This window comes from Microbulbifer sp. ABM4_008, from assembly GCF_056311705.1.
This window is the reverse complement of record NZ_CM149970.1, coordinates 4,087,240-4,105,235: the sequence shown is the minus strand read 5'-3', so window position 1 is coordinate 4,105,235 and position 17,996 is coordinate 4,087,240. Positions and strand designations below refer to the sequence as shown.

The 17,996-nt window shown below is 51.7% G+C and carries 18 protein-coding genes; 13 read left to right on the top strand and 5 right to left on the bottom strand.

What is annotated here, in order from left to right:
* The first annotated feature begins 80 nt into the window (after positions 1-80).
* Positions 81-1,583: a SulP family inorganic anion transporter gene (locus ACYX4J_RS17815; protein ID WP_444936626.1), complete on the top strand. Its 1,503-nt coding sequence runs from the start codon at positions 81-83 to the stop codon at positions 1,581-1,583.
* The gene (locus ACYX4J_RS17810) at positions 1,583-2,485 is read left to right on the top strand and encodes a universal stress protein (protein WP_476177228.1); all 903 of its coding nucleotides are present in this window, start codon (positions 1,583-1,585) and stop codon (positions 2,483-2,485) included. Before ACYX4J_RS17815 ends, ACYX4J_RS17810 begins: the two co-directional genes overlap by 1 nt.
* Positions 2,486-2,504: 19 nt before the next feature.
* On the opposite strand, the gene ACYX4J_RS17805 is transcribed toward ACYX4J_RS17810, so the two are convergent.
* Positions 2,505-4,178 carry an aminotransferase class V-fold PLP-dependent enzyme gene (locus ACYX4J_RS17805; RefSeq protein WP_476177227.1) on the bottom strand — a complete coding sequence of 558 codons (1,674 nt, stop codon included), beginning with the start codon at positions 4,176-4,178 and terminating at the stop codon, positions 2,505-2,507.
* A gap of 177 nt (positions 4,179-4,355) precedes the next feature.
* Between ACYX4J_RS17805 and ACYX4J_RS17800 the strand changes: the two genes are divergently transcribed.
* A complete protein-coding gene (locus ACYX4J_RS17800; protein ID WP_476177226.1) occupies positions 4,356-4,832 on the top strand; it encodes an Lrp/AsnC family transcriptional regulator in 477 nt (158 codons plus the stop codon).
* Positions 4,833-4,841: 9 nt separating this feature from the next.
* Here the strand turns inward: ACYX4J_RS17800 and ACYX4J_RS17795 are convergent, their stop codons facing one another.
* The 3 genes from ACYX4J_RS17795 to ACYX4J_RS17785 all read right to left on the bottom strand — a co-directional run bounded on the left by ACYX4J_RS17795 (position 4,842) and on the right by ACYX4J_RS17785 (position 6,719).
* The gene (locus ACYX4J_RS17795; protein ID WP_444906365.1) at positions 4,842-5,552 is read right to left on the bottom strand and encodes a DUF2238 domain-containing protein; all 711 of its coding nucleotides are present in this window, start codon (positions 5,550-5,552) and stop codon (positions 4,842-4,844) included.
* 86 nt (positions 5,553-5,638) lie between these two features.
* The gene (locus tag ACYX4J_RS17790; protein ID WP_476177225.1) at positions 5,639-6,211 is read right to left on the bottom strand and encodes a tRNA-(ms[2]io[6]A)-hydroxylase; all 573 of its coding nucleotides are present in this window, start codon (positions 6,209-6,211) and stop codon (positions 5,639-5,641) included.
* Positions 6,212-6,290: 79 nt separating this feature from the next.
* A complete protein-coding gene (locus ACYX4J_RS17785) occupies positions 6,291-6,719 on the bottom strand; it encodes an acyl-CoA thioesterase (protein WP_108731868.1) in 429 nt (142 codons plus the stop codon).
* Between the two features lie 480 nt (positions 6,720-7,199).
* On the opposite strand from ACYX4J_RS17785, the gene fabV reads away from it, so the two are divergent.
* The 8 genes from fabV (at position 7,200) to ACYX4J_RS17745 (ending at position 14,862) form a co-directional block, all read left to right on the top strand.
* The gene (gene fabV / locus ACYX4J_RS17780; RefSeq protein ID WP_476177224.1) at positions 7,200-8,378 is read left to right on the top strand and encodes an enoyl-ACP reductase FabV; all 1,179 of its coding nucleotides are present in this window, start codon (positions 7,200-7,202) and stop codon (positions 8,376-8,378) included.
* A 111-nt stretch (positions 8,379-8,489) separates the two neighbouring features.
* On the top strand, positions 8,490-9,533 hold the full coding sequence (locus ACYX4J_RS17775) for an NADP(H)-dependent aldo-keto reductase (protein ID WP_476177223.1): 1,044 nt from the start codon (positions 8,490-8,492) through the stop codon (positions 9,531-9,533).
* Between the two features lie 149 nt (positions 9,534-9,682).
* Complete coding sequence (locus ACYX4J_RS17770) at positions 9,683-9,916, top strand: DUF2789 family protein (protein WP_413664456.1); 234 nt, start codon at positions 9,683-9,685, stop codon at positions 9,914-9,916.
* 106 nt (positions 9,917-10,022) lie between these two features.
* Positions 10,023-10,988: an LpxL/LpxP family Kdo(2)-lipid IV(A) lauroyl/palmitoleoyl acyltransferase gene (gene lpxL / locus ACYX4J_RS17765; RefSeq protein ID WP_476177222.1), complete on the top strand. Its 966-nt coding sequence runs from the start codon at positions 10,023-10,025 to the stop codon at positions 10,986-10,988.
* 92 nt (positions 10,989-11,080) lie between these two features.
* Positions 11,081-11,956, top strand: coding sequence for a 4-hydroxy-tetrahydrodipicolinate synthase (gene dapA, locus ACYX4J_RS17760; RefSeq protein WP_282934185.1), 876 nt, complete (start codon positions 11,081-11,083; stop codon positions 11,954-11,956).
* Between the two features lie 34 nt (positions 11,957-11,990).
* Positions 11,991-13,184, top strand: coding sequence for an outer membrane protein assembly factor BamC (gene bamC, locus ACYX4J_RS17755; RefSeq protein ID WP_476177221.1), 1,194 nt, complete (start codon positions 11,991-11,993; stop codon positions 13,182-13,184).
* Entirely contained in the window at positions 13,184-13,957 is a 774-nt protein-coding gene (locus tag ACYX4J_RS17750) for an MBL fold metallo-hydrolase (protein WP_444895127.1), read from the top strand. Before bamC ends, ACYX4J_RS17750 begins: the two co-directional genes overlap by 1 nt.
* Before the next feature lie 74 nt (positions 13,958-14,031).
* Positions 14,032-14,862, top strand: coding sequence for a sulfite exporter TauE/SafE family protein (locus ACYX4J_RS17745; protein ID WP_444906357.1), 831 nt, complete (start codon positions 14,032-14,034; stop codon positions 14,860-14,862).
* Between the two features lie 63 nt (positions 14,863-14,925).
* On the opposite strand, the gene ACYX4J_RS17740 is transcribed toward ACYX4J_RS17745, so the two are convergent.
* Positions 14,926-16,458 carry a peptide MFS transporter gene (locus tag ACYX4J_RS17740; RefSeq protein WP_476177220.1) on the bottom strand — a complete coding sequence of 511 codons (1,533 nt, stop codon included), beginning with the start codon at positions 16,456-16,458 and terminating at the stop codon, positions 14,926-14,928.
* 117 nt (positions 16,459-16,575) lie between these two features.
* Between ACYX4J_RS17740 and ACYX4J_RS17735 the strand changes: the two genes are divergently transcribed.
* Complete coding sequence (locus ACYX4J_RS17735; RefSeq protein ID WP_475708750.1) at positions 16,576-16,845, top strand: hypothetical protein; 270 nt, start codon at positions 16,576-16,578, stop codon at positions 16,843-16,845.
* Positions 16,842-17,978, top strand: coding sequence for a tetratricopeptide repeat protein (locus tag ACYX4J_RS17730; RefSeq protein ID WP_476177219.1), 1,137 nt, complete (start codon positions 16,842-16,844; stop codon positions 17,976-17,978). The genes ACYX4J_RS17735 and ACYX4J_RS17730 overlap by 4 nt, the downstream gene beginning before the upstream one ends.
* The last annotated feature ends 18 nt before the right edge of the window (positions 17,979-17,996 follow it).

Below are 17,996 nucleotides of genomic sequence, written 5' to 3'. Positions count from 1 at the left end.
ACGCCATGCGGGGTTGCTGCCGTTTATGGTAGAGTGCGCGGCCTTTTTTTGATCAATCTCAATTTAATTAGCTGTCTCCTATGTTTCCTTCGCTGCTCTCATCGACCAAAGCCGACTGGTTCGGCAACATACGTCGGGATGTTCTCGCCGGCCTGGTAGTGGCCCTGGCTTTGATACCCGAAGCCATCGCTTTCTCGATTATCGCGGGCGTTGACCCCAGAGTCGGCCTCTACGCCTCTTTCTGTATCGCCGTTGTGATTGCATTTGTCGGCGGTCGCCCGGGAATGATCTCCGCTGCCACCGGGGCCATGGCTCTGCTGATGGTGACCCTGGTGAAAGAACACGGGTTGCAATATCTGCTTGCGGCAACCTTATTGACGGGGGTACTGCAGATTATTGCGGGTTACCTGAAGCTGGGGAGCTTAATGAGTTTTGTCTCCCGGGCTGTGGTGACAGGGTTTGTCAATGCCCTGGCAATATTGATATTCCTGGCGCAAATGCCGGAATTGATCGGCGGCACCTGGGAAGTCTATGCAATGACTGCGGCGGGTCTGGGGATTATTTACCTGTTCCCTTATATCCCCGTGATTGGCAAGGCTGTCCCATCACCACTGGTGTGTATTCTGCTCCTCACCGCAGTGGCAGTGACTATGGGATTGGATATTCGCACTGTCGGCGATATGGGTGAGCTGCCGGATACTCTGCCTGTTTTCCTCTGGCCAGAAGTTCCGCTTAACTTTGAAACCTTACAGATTATCTTTCCTTACTCCGCAGGCCTGGCCGTTGTGGGCTTGCTGGAATCCCTGATGACCGCGACGATTGTCGACGACCTGACGGATACTACCAGTGACAAGAACCGCGAGTGTAAAGGTCAGGGTATTGCCAATATTGCTGCGGGCAGCCTCGGTGGTATGGCTGGCTGTGCCATGATCGGCCAGTCTGTTATTAATGTGAAATCCGGTGGCCGCGGCCGTCTTTCCACTCTGGTGGCCGGTATCGGTCTGCTGACACTGGTAGTGTTTATCAGTGACTGGGTTGCTGTGATCCCCATGGCGGCGCTGGTGGCAGTCATGATTATGGTCTCTATCGGCACCTTTGACTGGGGCTCCATCCGCAACCTGAAGCACTACCCACTCTCTACAAATTTGGTAATGCTGGCCACTGTGGTTGTGGTAGTGTGGACTCACAACCTGGCCTATGGTGTATTTGTCGGTGTGCTGTTGGCATCGCTCTTCTTTGCCAACAAAGTCAGTCACTTTATGTATGTGAGCAGCTCCCTGGATGAAAAGCAGAGTCGCCGCACTTACAAGGTCATTGGGCAGGTATTTTTCAATTCAGCCGATAAGTTTACCGCTTCATTTGATTTCAAAGAGGTGGTGGATACGGTGGTGATCGACCTCAACCGCGCGCACTTCTGGGATGTTTCCGGGGTTAATGCGCTGGATAAGGTGGTGCTTAAGTTCCGCCGCGAGGGAGCACAAGTTGAACTGGTAGGACTGAATGAAGCCAGTGAAACGATCGTCGACCGTTTTGGCGTACACGATAAGCCCGAGGAAATTGAGCGGGTTCTTGGAGGACATTGATGGCCGTAAGCAACAGCGAAAATAACAATGAGAACACAGGTAATGGCGGCAAGGCGCCATTGATACTCTCTTGTATCGATGGCTCTCATTACACTGGAGCGGTGTGTGATTACTCGGCCTGGCTGGCCAGGAGCCTGCAAGCACCGCTGAAGCTGTTGCACAACATCGAAAGAAGCAGTGTCCCTGCGGTAACCGATTTTACCGGCAGCATTGGCCTGGGAAGTCAGGAGGAGTTGCTGGAAGAGTTAACTGCGTTGGAGCAGCAGCGGGCGCAGTTAATGGTGCAGCAGGGCAAACTGATGCTACAGGCTGCCCGCAGCCGCGCCGAAGATGCCGGTGTGCAAAATATTAAAGCCTGCCAGCGTCACGACAGCCTGACAGAATCAGTGGTGGAAATGGAAGATTCCATTCGCGCGCTGGTGTTGGGAATTCGCGGTGAAGAGCACGGGGATTCCGAGCGTGGGCTGGGCGCTCACCTGGAGACAGTAGTGCGCTCACTGCACAAGCCGATTCTGGTGGTCAATCGGGACTTCACAGAGCCCAGCAGGGTGATGCTTGCCTACGATGGCAGTGAGGCCTCGTGCAAGGCATTGGCGATGGTTGCAGAGAGCCCATTATTTCGCGAACTCTCCTGTCACCTTGTCTATGTAGGGCCCGCTGAAACTGCGGAGAATTTGTTGGCTGAAGCCTCGGCCAGACTGGATTCTGCAGGACTCACTTGCACTGCCAGTAATCTTACCGGCAATACCGTTGAAGCTTTGGTGGCTTACCAAACCGAGCACCAGATTGACCTAACCGTGATGGGAGCTTTCAGTCACAACCGCCTGCACGACCTTCTGATGGGAAGTATCACCGTAAAAATGTTGTTGAAAGCCCGTCAGCCTCTGTTGCTGTTGCGGTAGAAGCCCCTTCGCCTTCCACCTAAAGTGCCAGTGCCGCTTCCCGGGGACTGGCAAACCAGCGTAAGGGCTCTGTCTCATCGGGTAGCCTTAAATCGTAGAAATGGGCTTCGCGACCAACTTTGCGAAGCTCTTTTTCTCCCATCATTAAATAGCTCTTAAGATCTAAGTTGCAACGGTTTTCCTGCTCTTGTTGCGTGTCTTTCTCAGTAAATGTCAGCTGAGAAATATCAAGTGATGCCCTCATTTTCTTATCCTGATATCTCCATACGCCGGTGAGTGGGTCAAAACGGTAAAACGGCAACAATCTCCAGCCGTAGTTGGCGACCAGGGCCACTGCCTCCAATAAGTATTCGAAGACTTCCTCGCTGATAAAATAGTTAAAATTGAGTCTTATCCAGCCGGGTCTCAGTACCTTGTGACCTTGCAGGATTTGTTCTTCCAGGGATTTACTGTGGGCCATATCGATGCCCAATAAAGCGTGCCCATAGGGACCGGCACAGGAGCAGCCTCCGCGAACCTGAATACCAAATAGGTCATTGATCAATGCCACTACAAAACCGTAGTGAAGGTCCTTATTGTTCCATTTAATTCGCAGGGAGATGATGGATAGTCGCGCAGAGTCAGTATTGCCGAGTATCTCAATGGCCTCTTCCTCCGACCAGCGTTGCAGTGCCTGCTGTAAAAATTGGGCTTCGCGTCGACCAATCTCTTTTGCGCCCACCGTCTGTTGAAGTTTGAAAACCATACCGGCCCTGATCGACTCGATAATGGCTGGAGTGCCGCCCTCTTCACTGCGCTCGGCGTCTTCCAGATAGCGGTGATCTTCCGGCGTGACATAAAGGACGGTACCTCCTCCCGGTGTGGCAGGTACCGAATTTTTCAGCAGATCTTCGTGTACAACCAGAATACCTGGGGTGCCAGGTCCTCCGATAAATTTGTGCGGGGAGATAAACACGGCATCCTTTTGGTAGTGGCTATCCGGCGTTGCAGGCCCTTGCATATTAATTTGCACATAGGGTGCTGCGGCGGCGTAGTCCCAAAAAGATAAAGCTCCGTGTTTTTTAAGGAGTGCAGTCACTGCCTCTACATCTGTTTTGATTCCGGTTACGTTAGAGGCCGCAGAAAAACTGCCGATTTTAAATGGTCTATGGGCATGGGCACGCAGTTCTGATTCCAGTACTTCAAGGTCAAGTTTGCCACTTTGATCCAGTGGAATAGCGATCAAATCGGCAATGCTCTCTCGCCAGGGGAGTTCATTGGAGTGGTGCTCGTATGGGCCGATAAAAATAACCGGGCGATCATGTTCGGGAATTCTACTTAAGAGCTGGTGTTGCCTATCCAGGTCTGCGGGCAGGCGCAAGTTGAGAATATCGATCAATTTGTTGATCGCGGCTGTTGCACCAGAACCACAAAAAATCACTTTATGGTTATCGCTGGCGTTGATTGCCTGACGAATTTCTTCACGGGCCTGCTCCCGTAGCGCGGTGGTATGGGCACCGGTATAGGAGCTCTCGCTGTGGGTATTGGCATAGAAGGGCAGTACCTGCTGGCGGATAGTCTCTTCGATAAATGTCAGCGCACGACCGGAAGCTGTGTAATCGGCGTACACCAGAGGACGTTCTCCAAACGGCGTTACGATTGCTTGCAATTCGCCGATTACCGAGTCGCGGATGTGCTTTATCAGGTCTGTCATGATTTCCTTTCCCCTGTTTTGTGGGGCTCACTTTAGTCCCGAATGCTTGAAACAATGTCTCTACTTGTATCTTTTATTGTGTAATTTATGAGTGACTGTGCCGATAATAAGGTTTAAATCGTAAAAATGTGCCATAAGGCGTCATTTTGTATGATTGGGCGAGGCGGGGACTGAGTGATGACTGAAGGATTAAGCAAACTGGATAGGGCAATACTCGAGCTGTTGCAGGCTGATGCGACCCTGTCAGTGGGGGATATTGCCGAGCGGGTTGGGATGTCCAAGTCGGCGTGCTGGCGCCGCATTCAGCGTCTTGAGAATGAGGGGGTGATTTGCGACAGGGTTACCCTCCTCGATCAGCAAAAACTGAACTTGCCGCTGACGGTTTATATCTCAATTCGTACCAACCAGCACAATGATCAGTGGGCCGCCCGTTTTAGCGAACTGGTACAGGGGGTGGCTGAAATTCTTGAGGTCCATCGTATGAGTGGAGATTTGGACTATCTGATCAAAGCGGTAGTCACCGATATGCCTGGCTACGATCGTCTCTATAAGGAACTGATCAAGGCCGACCTGTTTGATGTCAGCTCCAGTTTTGTTATGGAGACGATGAAGCAGACAACCCGTTTGCCGCTAAATCATGCAGTGTCGAAATAGGGGTGGACCCTAGCCGCGTCGATTACTCCACCAGTGGCGCAATCGGGTTTCTCCCAGAGCGCTGTCACCCGGGGGGGCCTTAAGGCTGTTGCGAATCTCACTCCAGGCGTTGGAGTTCAACCACAGGTTCAGGGCGAGTACCACCAGCATGGTGGTGATAGAGCCGAGCCCCGCCAGCAGCATGTCTTTCTGCGCATCCCAAATATCTCCCTGAGAGCCGAGGAAAGCTGCGCCCAATTCTGGAGAGACAGCTTTTGCCGCTTGCCACTCGATGATTTCGTAGATTGATGAGAGCGCAAAAGTCACGTCTACCGGGAAGAAATAGGCCCAGAATCCACGTAGCTGCGCCAGGCGCACAAGAACCTCTCGCACCGGATAGGCCAGGAGAAGGCCAAAGCTGAAATGCACCAGGCGGTCGTACATATTGCGATCGGAGCCCAGCCATTCCTGCAAGGTGTAGCCAAAAGGCGTTTCGGCATAGGTGTAGTGAGAGCCGATCACATGAAGGCACATGAAGATGGTGATCAATGTATAGGAGATATTCGATAAGGGAAAACTCCGTGCACTGATCAAAATGATCGGTAGAGCGGCAAATACCAGATAGTTCTCCAGCAACCAGTCATCGGGGTGCAGGGGGTTCCAGGCAGACCAGGCCCAGGTAATGGCAAATGTGGTCAATAAGAACAGGTGGAACCAGTGTTGGCGAAGGAAAGTCTGCATATGTTTGGCGCCTCTACGTCGGGCTAGAGATTGGCGCCAGGATACACCATTGGAGGGGAATAGGAATTGCGTTGAATTACGGTCCGCTAATGCAATGCCGCGCGGTGTGGGAGTGCGGCAGTAATCGCGGCTTCCTCGTCGAGTAATTCAGATAGCCTAGCTTCCACTTTTTCACGGGGAAAGTACTCCAGGGCGAGTTCGACAAATAGTTCGTGGTGGCGAGCTTCACTATCGGTGATGACCTGGTAGAAGGTTTTCAGGGGGCCAGATGGCAGTGCCTCAGCCACCAGTCCAAAGCGCTCGCACCCCCGCGCTTCGATGATCGCTGCGGTGAGCAGGCGGTCCATCAAATATTCATCTGGCCCCTGGCGAATCAGTTGGCGCAGGGTGTTGATATACGGATCTTTCGCATCCGGTGCTTGGTAGATCCCTCGATCATGCATAATCTTGATAACCTGGCGGAAGTGGTTCATTTCTTCCAGTGCCAGGTTGATCATGGCTTCCACTAAAACGGGTTTGTCGGGATAGTGGGAGAACATGGATACCGCCATGCCGGAGGCCTTTTTCTCTGCGGCAGCATGGTCCTGCAGGAATCGATCAAAGTCGGCGAGCACCACTTGAGCCCAGGGTTTGGGGGTGTGAAATCGCGGTTCAAACATAGTCGATGGCGGTTAGTGCAAAGCGTCAGTATACCGCCACCGTTTCACTGCTCTAGAGCGTTATTGCTCCGGGGTAGAGTCAGCTGGCAATTCTGCGTTCGCGAACCTCCCGCTCTTGTTGAGTAACAATTCGGGCCTGTTCCAGGGACATGCCGGCCTTTGCGTGAGGGGTGGGCTTGCCATTTGCGTCCAGCGCGACAAAAACAATTTGGTCCACTTGCACAATCAGCTGTTGTGACTGTTTGTTGCGAACCTCGCAGTGGACTGTGAGCGAGGTTTGGCCGATACCAACCACCTCGAATCCAAACTCCACCACATCACCGCAGCAAGCGGAGCTGACGAAGTCAATTTCCGACATCAGTTTGGTGACCAGCATTGGAGTACCCATCTGGCAGCCGGCAAAGATTGCTGCTTCCTCATCAATCCAGGACAGTAGCTGTCCGCCAAACAGGCGCTGGGCGGGATTGAGGTCTCCGGGTTTCACACAGTGTCGCGAATAGTATTTCACTCTGACCTTCCTAACTTACTACAGGTTTAACAACGCTCGAGCCATCCCTGGCTTGCTGTATGACAGCGAAAAGCTTCCTTCACTGGTGAGACTGCATACAGCGTGCCAAGCCAGAAAAAGCGCGGTTGATGAATTTTCCCGTGGAAATATGTCAATTAGCCCTTTTGTGGCACCGGCTTGGCGCGACATTAATCACTGTAGCCCCTTTTATGTGCAGGAAAGTCAGGAAATATCGATTTCCTGTTTGGGTTTTGAACAGGATATGGCGCTTTGGCCGGGATAGTAGATATTTTGGACGTCATCTATCGATTGTGGGAAATACCGCTATGGGACTCCTCGGCGACAGAGATTAGAATGGCCCACGAACCTGACCCAGGCGTCGCACTCACGACCTTGGGTTGATAGTTCTCCGGAGCGCCACCAGCGTATCTGTAATCAGGTAACAACGATTCCCAAAAGACGAAGGGAGAGACTGTAAGGATGATCATCCAGCCGAAAGTACGCGGTTTTATTTGTACCAATGCCCACCCGCAGGGCTGCGCTGCTAACGTACGCGAGCAGATTGAGTATATTCAGTCCCAGCCAGCGGTCGAAAATGGGCCCAAAAAGGTGCTGGTGATAGGTGCCTCCACAGGCTACGGCCTGGCATCACGAATTACAGCTGCTTTTGGTTGCGGCGCGAGCACCCTTGGTGTGTTCTTCGAGAAGCCGCCTACTGAAAAGCGCACGGCTTCTGCGGGTTATTACAATTCCGCAGCTTTTGAGCAGGAGGCCCACAAAGCGGGGCTTTACGCAAAGAGTATCAATGGCGATGCTTTTTCTGATGAGGTGAAAGCCCAGACTGTAGAGATGATCAAAGAAGACCTCGGTCAGGTTGATCTCGTGGTTTACAGCTTGGCATCCCCGCGTCGCACAGATCCGAAAAGCGGTGAGCTGTATAGCTCTGTCCTCAAGCCCATTAACAAATCTTACACTGCCAAGAATCTGAACACTGACAAGCTGGAGATCTCCGATATTACTCTGGAGCCGGCGAGCGACGAAGAGATCGCAAATACCGTCAAGGTTATGGGTGGTGAAGACTGGGAACTGTGGATGCAGGCCCTCGGTGGTGCCGGGGTATTGGCTGATAACTGCAAAACTGTGGCTTATACCTATATCGGTGAAAAGTTGACCTGGCCAATTTATGGTCACGCGACTATCGGTAAAGCTAAAGAAGATCTTGATCGCGCGGCAAAAGCGATCACCGATAACGGTAAGGCTGCGGCTAACGTTGCCGTTTTGAAGGCGCTGGTTACCCAATCCAGCTCTGCTATTCCGGTGATGCCACTCTATATCTCTCTTGCGTACAAAATCATGAAAGAAGAGGGGACTCATGAGGGCTGTATCGAACAGCTATACCGCCTCTACACTGAGGGGCTCTATACCGATACTCCACGTCTCGATGATGTGAACCGTTTACGTATGGACGAGAAAGAGCTGCGCCCTGAGACTCAGGCGAAGATCGAAAAGCTCTGGCCAGAGGTAACTGCTGAGAACCTGTTTGACTTGACTGACTTCAAGGGCTATCAGGCGGACTTCCTCAAGCTGTTTGGATTTGGTGTTGATGGCATTGATTACGATGCAGACACCTCACCCATGATAGATACCAAATTCAGCTGATATTTTACGGGACTCCATTTGGGAGTCCCGTTTCCCCTTCCGTAACGCACTCCTACAACTCTTCCTAGCAAAGCTGCATAATCCGGTTTTTCGGTTTATGGGGGCTTTTCAATGGAGTATCGCCAACTCGGCACCACCAACCTAAAGGTAAGCCAGATTTGCCTGGGCACCATGACTTATGGTGAACAAAATAATGAAGCTGAATCCGCTGAGCAACTCGACTATGCAATATCTCAAGGGGTTAACTTCATTGATTGCGCGGAAATGTATCCCGTACCGCCACGGCCAGAAACCCAGGGCCGAACCGAGGAATATATCGGCAACTGGTTGGCTGCGCGAGGAGGCAGGCACCAGGTTATTGTCGCAACTAAAGTGGCGGGCCGTAGTGCCGCCAATTCAGGTGTCGGCCATATTCGCTCGGGTCCCCGCCTGAGTCGAGAGCAGATTTTGCAGGCCTGTGACGACTCCTTAAAACGTTTGCGCACTGACTATATCGACCTCTACCAGGTCCACTGGCCTGAAAGGCAAACTAATTTCTTCGGGCGCCTGGACTATGTCCACGGCAGCGACGATGGTGTGTCTATAGCTGAAACATTGGGCGCGCTTGAGGAGTTGGTTGAGCAAGGTAAGGTTCGTCATATCGGTGTTTCCAATGAGACCCCCTGGGGTATGTTTGAGTACCTGCAGCAGTCGATTGCCTACGGAAAGCCAAGGATTGTATCGATTCAAAACCCCTACAGTCTTTTAAACAGGGCTTTTGAAGTTGGCTGCGCTGAAATTGCTGTTCGCGAGAGGTGTGGCCTATTGGCGTACTCCCCCCTCGCATTTGGGGTTCTTTCGGGCAAGTATCTGGGGGGAAGGAAGCCTGAGGGTGCACGACTTACCCGCTATGATCGCTTCCAGCGCTACTCTGGAGATCGAACCCTGGCTGCGACCCAGGCCTATGTGGATTTGGCCCGGGAGTTTGGTCTGGACCCTGCGCAGATGGCACTGGCATTCGTGAATCAGCAGCCATTTGTCACTTCAAATATCATTGGCGCCACAACTATCGAGCAATTGCGTTCCAATATTTCCAGCGTTGAAATTACCCTGGACAGTGAGCAATTAGCGGCTATCGAAGCTATACACCAGGGGAATCCCAACCCGGCGCCCTAAATGGGCAGAGTCTGAGTTCTATTGATTAAAGCCTGTGATTCCTCTGAAAGCCCCGCAGGAATAATGCGGAATGAATCAGGGGCTGCCCAACTATAATTGGGGTAGCCGCCATGAAAATATGGCTGCCAGAATAGATAGCGGTAATCGTTATGGAAACTACTGGACATCACACACTGAAGGACCTGTTTTCCCAGTTGGGGCTGGCGTCTGAAGATGCGCAGATCCATGAATTTCTGGTCACGCACTATTTGCACCGTCACGAGAAGCTCTCCTCCGCTTCCTTCTGGAGCGATGGGCAACGAGAGTTCCTGGAGAATGCCATCTTGGATGATTCGGATTGGTGTGTCGCAGTGGATGAGTTGGACACCCTATTAAGGCACTGACCTCCTGTGGCTGTTACGCGCTCCCCGCTCTCTTCGCATAGGGTATACTACGTCGTTTTCAACCGACTTAGGTTGCGCCTCGGCGCCACACCCTGATATAGATCTGATGGAAAAACCCCGATTTCGCGCGGCGCTGCTGCATCCTCGCTACTGGCTGACCTGGCTGCTTTTTGCACTATGGTTTTTGATTGCGCAATTGCCCTATCGCTGGCAGTTGGCCATGGGCCGTGCGTTTGGCCGTCTAATGCTAAGAGTAGCTACCAGCCGGCGCACGATTGCTGAACGTAATCTCGCGCTGTGCTTCCCCGAGCTGGGGGAAAATGAGCGAACTGAACTTCTTAGGCGTAATTTTGAGTCCAGTGGTATCGCCTTGATGGAAACCGGCATGGCCTGGTTTCGCTCTGCAGCGTGGTTACGGAAACGCTTTACCTTTGAAGGGCTGGAAGCCCTTCAGGCCATCCAGGCCCAAGGCCAGGGCGTTCTCCTGATGGCCATGCATTTCACTACCCTGGAAATCGGCGCCGCCATGATGGGGATGAGTATTACTCTCGATGGCATGTATCGGCCGCACAAAAATCCGGTTTATGACTACATGCAGCGCAAAGGGCGAGAGCGCCATACTGACAATGGCAGTGTTTATCAGCGTAAAGATGTGCGCGGGGTATTGCGAGCCCTGCAGCGCGGGCGTGCGGTCTGGTATGCTCCGGATCAGGATTACGGGATTAAGCAGGGGATCTTTGCTCCTTTCTTCGATGTTCCGGCGGCGACTGTGACGGGAACCTCACGGTTCGCCAGGGTCGGCAAGGCCAAAGTGGTGCCCTATGTGGTGACACGACTGGATGATGGCTCAGGTTACCGTTTGAAGATTTACGATCCTATTGATCAGATCCCTTCGGGAGATGAGTTGCAAGATGCCATTTTGGTGAACCAGTTTATCGAAGCGCGTATTCGCGAGGCCCCAGAACAATACATGTGGGTGCATCGCCGTTTTAAGACCCGTCCTGAAGGGGCAGAAAACGTGTATCACGGGGTACGCAAAAAGAAAAAGAAACGCAAAAGAGTGGCGAGCTAGTCGCACTGGCGCAGATACCCTGGCCTAAGTAACATACTGAACTGACTCTGGCGGTGGTATTCCGGGTGGAGTGCAAAAAATAAGGAGTGAGGATGTTAACCGGTAGTATGGTGGCCCTGGCCACCCCAATGTACGCAGACGGAAGCCCGGATTGGGACAGCCTGCACAACCTCGTTGAGTGGCATATCGAGCAGGGGACCCGAGCACTGGTTGCGGTGGGGACTACCGGTGAATCTGCAACCTTGGACTTCAATGAGCATATTGAGGTTATTCGACGTGTTGTGGACCAAGTGGCAGGTCGAGTGCCAGTGATTGCTGGAACTGGCGCAAACTCTACTTCTGAAGCGATTGACCTTACAGAGAATGCCGCCCGATGTGGTGCAGATGCCTGCCTGCTGGTTACACCTTATTACAATAAGCCCACCCAAGAAGGCCTCTACCAGCACTATCGTGCGGTGGCCAAGGCTGTCTCCATTCCCCAAATTCTCTACAATGTTCCCGGCCGCACAGCAGTTGACATGTTGCCGGAGACGGTACAGCGCCTGGCGTTGGTCGGCAATATCGTAGGCATCAAGGAAGCCACCGGTGATCTGGAGCGGGCTAAGGTTTTAATAGATACTCTGCCCGAAGGGTTTGCCGTTTACTCTGGCGACGATAGTACCGCGGTTGAACTAATGTTACTGGGTGGTCATGGAAATATTAGTGTAACCGCTAATGTGGCCCCCGCAGCAGTGGCCCAAATGTGTGAAGCTGCGCTGGCCGGTGATGCGGTGACTGCACGGACAATTGACCAGCGAATACAAATATTGCACAAAGTGCTGTTTTTGGAGTCCAACCCGATACCGGTGAAATGGGCTCTCCGGGAGATGGGTCGTGTCGACGGTGGAATACGCCTACCTCTGACAAGTTTATCCCCTGAGCACCACGGAACAGTGCGCGAAGCTCTGCGTAGTGCCGGTGTACTCTAAACCCGCGAACTGAGAATTAACCAGGATAGCTTTAATGAAAAAATTGACCGTTGGAGCCGGGCTCTTTATCTCCAGTATTACGCTGGCAGGGTGCGGTGTGTTCGGCAACGATGGCTATTTCCGCGATCGCAGTAATGATTACCAGCATGCTGATAGCCTGACGCCTCTGCGGATACCTGAAGGTGTTAATACCAAGCACCAGGAGGAACTCTATGAGATCCCTCAGATTGCAGGGGAGCAGCTGGCCCAGGGGGAATTTGAAGTTCCGCGTCCTCAAGCGCTTTCAGTGAATGCGGGTCTGGAGAGAGTAAAGATTCAAAAGCTCGGCGGAGATCGCTGGGTGCTTGTATCCCAGCCTCCTGAAGAGGTGTGGCCCCAGTTGCACCAATTCCTTCGCAGCTCAGGCTTGAGTATAGAAATGTCAGATGCCAATGCGGGTGTGATGGAAACTACCTGGATGGCCTTTAAAGAGAGCCCTGACACGAAAGATAAGTATCGCTTGCAGGTAGAAACCGGTGTGCAACCCGATACGACAGAGATTCACGTACGCCACTTGTCTGTGCCTTCTGCTGCCCCGGTTGGCGGTAGCGTTAATTGGCCGGACCGCTCTTCGAGCCCTGAGCGAGAAGGGTGGATGATTGATGAAATGTCCACGGCTCTGGCGTCAGAAACAGCTGCTGCTACAGCCTCTCTGGTCGCCCAGGCAATTGGTAGCAGCTCTCTTAAAGTCCAGTTGAGGGAACCTGCTGGTCACGAGCCTTATATTGCAATGGGGCTCGAAATGGACCGGGCCTGGGCTACTGTCGCTCATGCTGTGAACTCCGGTGCTTATCGTCTGCACCGTGAAGATTCCGATATTGGACTTCTTTACGTCACCTACGATGAAGATCGTGCACTTGCTTCTGATGAAGAAGATAGCGACGGAGGCTGGTTCTCCTGGGGGAGCAAGAGCGATGAGGATGAGCTGGCAGAGAGCGCTGATCAGGTAAGCCTACAACAGATCTTGGCTGGTATTGATATGACTGAGGGTACTGAACCTGCTCTCTTCAAGGAAATCAACGGCCTGGGAGTAGGAACCGCTACAAGCGAGGCTTATCCCGGTTATCTGATTGTTATTCGTGGCAATGACGATGAGATTGAAGTGCGCGTGCGCGATACTCGCGGACAGCCGCTTTCAAAGAATGAAGCTTCCCAGCTGCTTCAATCTATCCAGCAGAACCTTATTTAATGGGCCTGCGCTTCGCCTCTTTGGGAAGCGGCAGTAAAGGCAATGGAACAGTGGTCGCCAGTGGCGACCACTTTCTTTTGGTTGACTGCGGTTTTACCATCAAGGAAACCGAGCGTCGTATGGCGCGGCTCGGTATGTCTCCCGCTGATATCTCTGCGATTGTGGTTACCCACGAACACAGTGATCACCTCTCTGGTGTAGGTCCACTTGCGCGCAGATATGGCCTGCCTGTCTACCTGACGCCCGGTACTTTTAAGGCGCGTGATATTGGCAAGTTACCGGAGTTGCACTTAATTGAGGGGCATCAGCCTTTTGTTGTCGCTGATATTGAAATAACCCCGGTCGCGGTTCCTCACGATGCCCGTGAGGCGGCGCAGTTTGTGTTTCGCTGTCGCGGTAGCAGTCTGGGCTTGTTGACGGACTTGGGGACTATCACCCCTCATGTTGAAGCGCACTTTGGTGATTGTGATGCCTTGGTTCTAGAGGCAAATCACGATCCTCTGATGCTCGCTCAAGGACCCTATCCACCTTCGTTGAAGCGACGCGTTGGAGGTGCCTATGGCCACCTGAGTAATCAGCAGGCTGCAGGCTTTCTACAGCGCGTTGGCTATGAACAGCTACAGCACCTGGTTGTAGCCCATATCAGTGAAAAAAATAACAGCCTTGCCCTGGCAAAGGAGGCCCTGGCAGAGGTTACCGAAACAGTGGAGAGCTGTATTTTTGCCTGTCAGCAGGAGGGATTTGACTGGCTTACAGTGGAAAGCCGAAGTTAAGGTCGCTATCTATTCCCAGCTTATATCTGTTTAAATGCGACAAAATTGTTTGTCGTATTTAAACGGGGTGGGCTATGGAAATACTACTGGTTTATTTGTTGGTCGGTGCTGCTGCTGGAACTATTGCCGGACTATTTGGCGTAGGTGGTGGCCTGATCATTGTTCCTGCCTTGGTTTTTGTTTTCACCGCCATGGGGATATCCCCTGAAATCCTCACCCACATGGCTGTGGGCACCTCCCTAGCAACAATCATTGTCACTTCAATCAGTTCAGTGCGCGCTCACAATAAGAAAAGGGCGGTGGACTGGAAGATCTTTGGAATTATGGCTCCAGGCATTTTAATCGGCTCCTGGGCCGGTGGTGCCACTGCTGAGTTACTCCCCGGTGCCTGGCTGCAGCTGCTGATAGGCGTCTTTGCGATCGTGATTGCGGTGAGGATGTGGCTTAGTGGTGCCCGGCACGATCAATTAACGGAGGGGGCCGGCAACTTGCCAAGGTCATCTTTATTGCTATCTGCTGGGGGAGTTATCGGCTGGGTATCGGCGATTTTTGGTATCGGTGGGGGCTCACTAACCGTTCCATTTTTATCCCGTTGCCGGGTGAAGATGCAGCGTGCGGTTGCTACGTCGGCGGCTTGTGGTCTTCCCATTGCGGTTGCGGGTGCGCTGAGCTTTGGTTTCCAGGGCTGGGGCAATCAGCTTCTACCAGAATGGAGTAGTGGCTATGTGTACTGGCCTGCGTTTTTTGGAATCGTTGTCACCAGCACGTTTTTTGCCCGCTTTGGTGCCAATCTCGCCCATCGCCTTTCTCCCAAAATGCTTAAGCATTGCTTTGCCGTTTTGCTGTTTATTATTGGGGCGCGCTTTATCTGGTTGAATGTCGGTCTGTTACAAGGCTTGCTTTAGGCGAGGGAAAATAAAAAAGGCCACTGTATAGCAGTGGCCTTTTTTTTGGAATACAGCTAAGTATTAGGCCGTTTTAGTAGAGCCTTCAGCTGTCGCAGTATTCTGGGGTGCTTCTGAGTCAGTTTCCCAGTACTTGGACTTGAGACTGATCAGGGCCAGGATGATACCCACTCCGATTGTGAACAAGCTGATTTGCAGGAATAGGTTTGGCATCTCAGCAACATTGTTCGGATCAAAGTTACCTGACAGAAGACCGGCAAAGAGGTTGCCGATAGAGTAAGTCAGAACAAAGACACCCATCATCTGGCCAGCAAAGCGGCGAGGAGAAAGTTTACTTACTGCACTCAGGGCCACCGGGCTCAGGCAGAGTTCACCGACAGTGTGCAGGAAGTAAGTAGCTACCAGCCAGTAAGGAGCAACTTTCAGGCCCGCTGCTGCGTATTGAGCGGCAAAGAACATTACCAGGAAGCCACTGGCCATGATGATCAGGCCAAGTGCACATTTCAGCCCATAGGATGGGGTGATCATGCGTTTGCCCAGGTTAATCCACAGCGCGGCAAAGAAGGGGGACAGGGTAATGATAAAGATGGAGTTAAAGCTTTGTAACCAGGAGGTTGGCATTTCAAAGCTGCCAATCAGGCGATCCGTGTAGTCGCGGCCGAATAGGTTCAGTGAGGAGCCCGCTTGCTCGAAGCCCGACCAGAAAAAGGTAGAGGCTACACAGACTAGGAATAGCGCCCACATTTTCTTTTTCTCTGACCCGCTCAGCTGGCCGCCAAAGTAGATAAAGCCAAAGTAGGCAAGGAAGGTCAGGGTGAAGGCTACAGCTACGTACTTGGCTATTTCTACCGGGTTGATGGTGATAGTGCCATTCATCACGAAGCCGGTAATCACTGCAACACCGACTACAACAGCACCAATTATGCGCCAAGCCAGTTTTGCCTTTTCTGGCGAAAGCGGGTTCTCGGGATTGAGGCTTGCGCCCCCCAGATTGTGGATAGTGCGGCGATACTGGATCAGGCCAATAGCCATCCCCACAGCAGCGGCACCAAAGCCCCAGTGCCAACCGACATTTTCACCGAAGTACCCGCAGACGGCATAACCGATGATTGAGCCCATGTTGATGCCCATATAATACAGTGCGTATCCACTGTCGCGGCGAACATCATCTGGTTGGTACAGGTGTCCAACTGCTGCACTGATATTGGGCTTGAGGAGGCCTGTGCCGGTAGCAACAAGGATCAAGCCTATAAAAAAGCTCCAACTGGTTGGGATCGCGAGCACAATATGGCCACACATAATGATGATGCCGCCGTACCATATGGTGCGTTGTCCTCCTAGTAGGCGGTCTGCAATCCAGCCACCGGGCAGGCCGAGGAAGTACACGGCGCCAGTGTAGAGCCCATAAATAGCTCCCGCTGCTGCAACGGTAAAGGCCAAGCCCTCTTCCTGAAGGCTGGCTGTCATAAACAGCACAAGCAGGGCTCGCATACCGTAGTAACTCATCCGCTCCCACATCTCAGTGAAGAAAAGTGTCGAGAGCCCTTTGGGGTGGCCAAAAAAGCCGGCGTCATTTTGGTCTGTATTTGACGACATAAGCTGAAATTCCAGTTGTTATAGCTCTAATGCAATATGCTGTTGCATATTAGGAAGGCAGCCTGGCCAGGGAACTGAAATTTCGGTGCCCTTTGGCTAGCCAGGTAATTCATCCGTGTGTCAGAGTACTATTTTTTTCCTGTATTGCTCTTGTTTAAAGAGGTCGGAATCGATCATTGGTTTGGACTGGGTGTTTCCAGCCAGCTCAAAGGTCCAAATGTTTGTAGCGCCTACCTCCTGCGTAACTTGGAAAGTTTACCAGCTGTCTATTTAACAGGCGAACTGTTGTGGGGCATTTTAAGCAAATGGTACCAGGGCACTCTATTTGCCCCTAAATTGGTGATAAATCCTGTTACAGTTCAAAATTTAGGGGGAGAAACGCTGTGAGGGTGCTATTCATAGTCGCTTTGATACTGGCTATTGTTGGTTGTTCCCAGTATCCAATTATCCACACAAAACAAGTAGATACCGACTCTGTTTTGAGTGGACAGGCTGTTTTTAATCGATCTGTTCGAACAAATGAGCTGCCAGACGAGCAGCTTTTAGAACTTGATACGGAAATTCGCTCATATCTAAATACTCTTTCTCCTGGTTCGATACCTGATAACCGTCTTCAGGCATTGACGAACGCGGTGAGTAAAAGGGAGCTGTTCTTTGAGTATGATGCGAATAGTACCCTCTCTGCTAGGGAAGCCTTTTATCAGCAGCGGGGAAACTGCTTAACTTTTACACTGATGATGGTTGCTATGGCTAGGGAGTTAGGGGTTGAGGCCTTCTTTAATGAAGTCGATGTCCCCCCTGTCTGGAGTCAGGAAGAGGCGGAGACTTTTGTTATTTATCGTCACGTGAATATGGTATCTGAGCACCCAAGCGGTCAACGAATTATCGATCTCAATCTCGAAGTTTACGATCCTATTTATCAGCAGAGAACTTTGGACGATATTACGGCATTCGCTCTTTATTACAGTAATAAAGGTGTGGAGTTCCTTCGTGAAGGAGATGAGGAGCAAGCATTTCTATATTTACGTAAAGCCTTGCAATTACGTCCTGAAAGAAGTGATTTCTGGTCTAACATGGGGGCTTTCTATAGTCGTTTTGACCATCTTTATGAGGCTGAGCAAAGCTATCTCCAATCCCTTGTTTTACAGGAGGATAACCTGGTTGCCAGCAGCAACCTAGAGTGGTTATATCGCGGCACGGGGCGTGATGAGTTAGCTGGGGTCTATGCTGACAGGGTGAAATTTCACAGGGAACGTAATCCTTACTACCTGTATTACCAAGCTCGCGAATCTTATGAAAACAAAAAATACCAGGATGCAGAAAAACGTCTAAGGCGAGCTATAAAGACTACTGATGATGATCACCGATTTCATTTTTTACTTGGGCTAACGCAATATAACCTTGGTGATTTATTGGCTTCCAGGAATAGTTTTGAGAAAGCATTTTCGCTGGTGAGTAGCTCAGAGGTGAAAAGTGTATATCAGCAAAAGCTGGATCGTTTGTTGAATAGTGATGATTAATTTAAGTCGTTAGTAAAA